Source organism: Deltaproteobacteria bacterium, from assembly GCA_019309045.1.
In the GTDB taxonomy this organism is placed as follows: Bacteria; Desulfobacterota; Syntrophobacteria; order BM002; family BM002; genus JAFDGZ01.
The window spans coordinates 1-4670 of sequence record JAFDGZ010000144.1 but is presented as its reverse complement, the minus strand read 5'-3'; the positions used below and the strand labels follow the sequence as shown (position 1 = coordinate 4670).

Sequence of the window (4670 nt, the reverse complement as noted above, 5' to 3'; positions counted from 1 at the left end):
GTTATAATCCCGTGCATAGCGCAGCATGCCCCCCGTACTCAAAGCCTCGTCTGCACCATCTATCACCTCGGGCCTGCACTCGGGGTGAACGAGAACTCTGGCCTCCGGATAGCGGGCTCTTTGCTGCTCGACATCTTCAGCTGTAATTTTGGCATGAGTGGGGCAGTAGCCAGGCCATAAAATGAGGTCCCGCCCGGTCTTGCGCATTACGTAATGCCCTAGATACTGATCTGGAACGAAGAGTATGGGCCGCCCACCTCCTAGAGAGGAGACCACCTGGGCGGCATTGGCCGAAGTGCAGCAAATATCCGCCTCCGCCTTCACTGCAGCACTCGAGTTCACATAAGATACCACCTGCACATCCGGGTGTTTTGCTTTTTCAGCCGCAAGCTGCTCAGGGGTGATCATGTCGGCCATGGGGCAGCCGGCGTGGGCGTCGGGGAGCAGGACGATCTTCTCTGGCGAGAGAATTTTCGCTGTCTCCGCCATGAAGTGAACCCCGCAAAAAACTATGAGCCGCGCATCCGTTGCTGCCGCTCTGCGGCTCAATTCTAGAGAATCTCCAGTGAAATCAGCCAAATCCTGAATTTCCGGCGGCTGGTAATTGTGGGCCAGAATGAGAGCCTTTCTCTCCAGTCTCAATTTGTCGATTTGCTCAACAAAATTGCTGCCCATGCATTTTCTCCCTCTCATAGTGTTGACAATTACAGCGATTGTAAGGCCAATGGCGCTGACGGTCAAACAATTAGCACAACTCGCCAGCGGAATCCTTATCCAGCCACCTCATCGTTCATGTATCGTCTAGATTGAGTGCTCTTTTTTGGAAGGCATGCCAGCCGCTCTCTTTTCGCCATGCATCCCATGTGTTATTTTTTATTCCACTCTTGTTGTCATCGAGTATTTTCACCATGCAGAGTGCTGGAGGTAGCGAACCATGCGCTACGTGGGTCCCATATACCGGCCACCGAGCGAAGCAGACAGCCTCCTCATCCAGGCCACCATAGGCTGTCCGCACAACAAATGCACCTTTTGTATGGTGTACAAGAAGGGGCCACCCTACCGAGTCCGTCCAGTTGAAGAAATAAAGCACGATCTCGACGAAGCCCGCAGGATCTACGGCGCGGCGGTGCGCTCTGTGTTTTTCCCGGCAGGAAATACTATTGCCATGCCCACCAGCGAACTGGCTGAAATCTGCCGCTACACGCGCCGCCTCTTTCCCGAGCTCAAACGGATAACCGTGTACGGCTCCTCCCAGTACATCTACCGCAAAGGTCTCCGCGCACTCAAGCAATTGAAGGAAGCTGGACTTTCACGGCTGCACGTGGGCCTGGAAAGCGGCGACGACCAGGTGCTGCGCAAGATCAAGAAGGGAACCACTGCCGCGGAACAGATCCAGGCAGGATTGTGGGTGCGAGAGGCCGGCATCGAATTGAGTGAGTACGTCATCCTCGGCATTGGCGGCAAAGAAGCTACAGAGTCACATGCGCAGGAGACGGCCCGCGTTCTGAATTTAATCAGTCCTGACCATATCCGCCTGCGCACCTTCGTGCCCAAAATCAACACCTTGCTGCTTCACCAGATTCGCAAAGGCAGATTCCAGATGTTGTCGCCCCATGAAGTGTTGCATGAGACGAAAAATCTGTTGACGAGGCTCAGTTGTCGCAGTCGTCTCTACAGCGACCATTACACTAACTATCTGAATTTACAGGGCGTGCTGCCAGATGACAAGCCAAGGCTGCTGCAAGAAATAGAGCGGGCTCTGGTACGAAGTGAAGCGACTTTTCGGCCCTTTTTTGTGGGAACTCAATGAGGTAGCCTGGAGAGTGAAAGCGACCTCCCCTTTTCTCTTGACTCTTCCGATTCTTTCTATAAAATAGCGTTCAAATTTGAACCCTTGAATAGACGCCAAGCTCTTGTATGGAGTTGGCTACACACTTTTCCCAACAAGCCGGTTGAGCGTTCGAATACCTGGCAAACTACTCTTCACGTATAAGCTGCTGTCGGTCCTGGTGGCGGCCTTTATTTTGGCGCTGCGACTGGTGAACCGAGGTGGCGGAGCTTTATACTTTTTCAGCTCTGCCCACGAGTATAATTCCATTTGCAACCCTGAAGAAATAGTTGGCAAAGTCCGTGTCTTTTGAGGAAGATTTCCGTATCCTGGACGCCATCCACAGGCACCGACCTACCAGTCAGCGGTCTCTTGCCCGCCACTGCGGTATGAGCCTGGGAAAGACGAACTACCTGGTCAAGAAGCTCATCAGGGAAGGATTGGTCAACAACGCAGACAGGCTGGATGACGGCAGGCGCTCGCCCTATGTGCTGACCGCCAAGGGAATAAAGATCAAGACAAAACTCACTGTATCCTTCATCAAGGCGTGCATCCAGGAATTCGAAGAATTCCGCAGCCGACTCCTGGAAAATCTCCTGCGTCTCCAGAATCAGGGTATGCGGGTGCTGCTGGTCTTTAGCAGAGAAAGCGTGGGGAAACTACTCGGGCACATAGTGCAGACCGAGGATCTTGATTTGCAGGTAATGGCCACTGTAAAGCATCCCTGTGAGTTCGAAAGCTTGTCGGGTGGCAGCTACGACTGCATCCTGATGGCTGATGATCCTCAGCGGTTCTCAGAGTTGTTGAAATCGCAAAAAATTACCCCTGAAAGGGTATTTTATCTAGAATAGCTCGAACTAGGTACCACTCAACTGGCAAGAGAGGTTCAATATCCATGAAAAATAAGAGGTATCTGAGTCGTTGGCTTGCTCTGCTCCTTTGTGTTTCCCTGGTAATGGTCCCCTTCAGCGCTGCTGCCCAGAGCACCAGTAGTACTTCCACTAGCACCACTACCCAGCCTGGCGTACAGCAGCCTCCCCTGCAAAGCACTGGACAGCAGGTACAACCACCCCCTTCTGGCCCGGGCACCCCGGAACAATTCCCCTCTGGAGTGCAGCCGCCCGCTTTCGAGGGCGCCCCTTTGCGCACTCTCTATCTCAAGGAAAAGCTGAAGGTCTTTCCCACCCTGAGCGACGAGGAAAAGGTGGCCGTGTTCGAAGGCTTGAGCGACCAGGAGAAAATTCTCCTTTTTCGTAATCTTTCAGACAAAGAAAGAGCTTCCCTTTACACCAATCTCAGCACCGAGGTGAAGGACATAGTTTTTCGAAGTCTGAGTCCAAGTGAAAAACTGAAACTTTTTGCCAACCTGGATGACCAGCACAAAGCAGATCTGTTCAGCACGCTCAGCGACCAGGACAAGCTCTTCTTTTTCCGGAACATTTCGGATCAGGACAAGATCTTCCTTTTTGCCAATTTGAGGTATCAGGACAAACAAAATCTCCTGAACAGCCTGAGTCCTGAGGAGAGGGCTTTCATCCTTAAATATATTCCAGTACCTCTCACCAAGCCCGAGGAACTGCTGGTGCGCCCACCCGCCCCTGCCGAGGTGGAAGAAGAGTTGTCCCCGGTAGAAAAGATCATGTCCGGAGAAATCCCCACAGAAATCTCCAGGGAACTGCGTCAGTACGGCTACGATTTCTTTACAGAAGAGATCAGCGCCTTTACACCTCTCTCCGATATCCCTGTTGGCAACGACTACGTCATCGGCCCCGGGGACAATTTCGAAATCCACCTCTGGGGCAAAGTGGAGCAGTCGTACAGTGTAACGGTAAATCGGGACGGTCAGATCATTCTGCCAAGAATTGGCGCCGTGACCGTGAGCGGCCTCACTTACAGCGAGATGAAGCGCCACCTGGACCACAAGTTCAGGGAATACTACCCTGACTTTGACATGACCATCACCATGGGACAGCTCCGGACCATCCAGGTGTACGTGGTGGGTGAAGCCCAAAATCCCGGCACCTATTCCCTGAGCAGTCTCTCCACGGTAATCACTGCACTTTTTGCTACCGGGGGACCGAACAAGAACGGCAGCATGAGACACATCAGGCTGTTGCGCAACGGCCAGCAGGTGAAAGAGATCGACCTCTATGATTTCTTCCTGAAAGGAAACAAGAGGCAAGATGCACGACTCGAGCCGGGAGACACCATCTTCATCCCGGTGATCGGTCCTGTGGTAGGCGTTGCCGGCAATGTAAAAAGACCCGCCATTTATGAAATGAAAGGTTCTCAGACCATCGGCCAGGCCATCGAAATGGCCGGGGGGCTCCTGCCTATCGGGCATCTGCAAAACGTGGTTGTGGAAAGGATCCAGGGACACAAACAGAGAGTCGTCAAGAGCTTCAATCTGGATCCCACCGCACAATCTGCCGAGAAAAACTTGCAGACCCTGTTGAGCGATGGTGATGTGATCAAGATATATCCCATTTATAAAAAGCTGGACAAGGTCGTCTATCTGGAAGGCAATGTAAAATACCCCCGGGAGTACGAACTGAAGCCCGGCATGCGGGTGAGCGATCTGATACCATCTTACGACGCCCTGTTGCCGGAATCATATATGGAGCAGGCCGAAATCATCCGCCTGGCACCTCCTGACCTTCATCCTGAAATCATTCAGTTCAACCTCGGCAGGATGTTGCAGGGATCCAGAGACGACAATCCCCTCCTTCAAGACCTGGACAGGGTGCGCGTTTACAACAGGTGGGAGAAGAAGCAGCTGCCGCAAGTCACCATCAAGGGAGAAGTGAGGAACCCGGGCAGCTACCGACTCTACGATGGCATG

At 52.8% G+C, this 4670-nt stretch carries 4 protein-coding genes; 3 read left to right on the top strand and 1 reads right to left on the bottom strand.

Going from position 1 to position 4670, the window contains the following annotated elements; all coding sequences use genetic code 11:
• Window positions 1-675 (bottom strand): quinolinate synthase NadA (nadA, locus tag JRI89_16750; protein MBW2072881.1); only part of this gene is annotated, 675 nt, incomplete at its 3' end.
• 259 nt (window positions 676-934) lie between these two features.
• Here nadA and JRI89_16745 point away from each other — a divergent pair.
• The 3 genes from JRI89_16745 to JRI89_16735 form a co-directional block, all read left to right on the top strand.
• The gene (locus JRI89_16745; GenBank protein ID MBW2072880.1) at window positions 935-1810 is read left to right on the top strand and encodes a radical SAM protein; all 876 of its coding nucleotides are present in this window, start codon (window positions 935-937) and stop codon (window positions 1808-1810) included.
• A gap of 308 nt (window positions 1811-2118) precedes the next feature.
• Complete coding sequence (locus JRI89_16740; protein ID MBW2072879.1) at window positions 2119-2679, top strand: winged helix-turn-helix transcriptional regulator; 561 nt, start codon at window positions 2119-2121, stop codon at window positions 2677-2679.
• 44 nt (window positions 2680-2723) lie between these two features.
• Window positions 2724-4670 (top strand): SLBB domain-containing protein (locus tag JRI89_16735; GenBank protein ID MBW2072878.1); only part of this gene is annotated, 1947 nt, incomplete at its 3' end.

What these genes read in the sequence shown, in the direction of transcription:
- JRI89_16745 (MBW2072880.1), top strand. Translation starts at nt 935, where the DNA reads ATGCGCTACGTGGGTCCCATATACCGGCCACCGAGCGAAGCAGACAGC.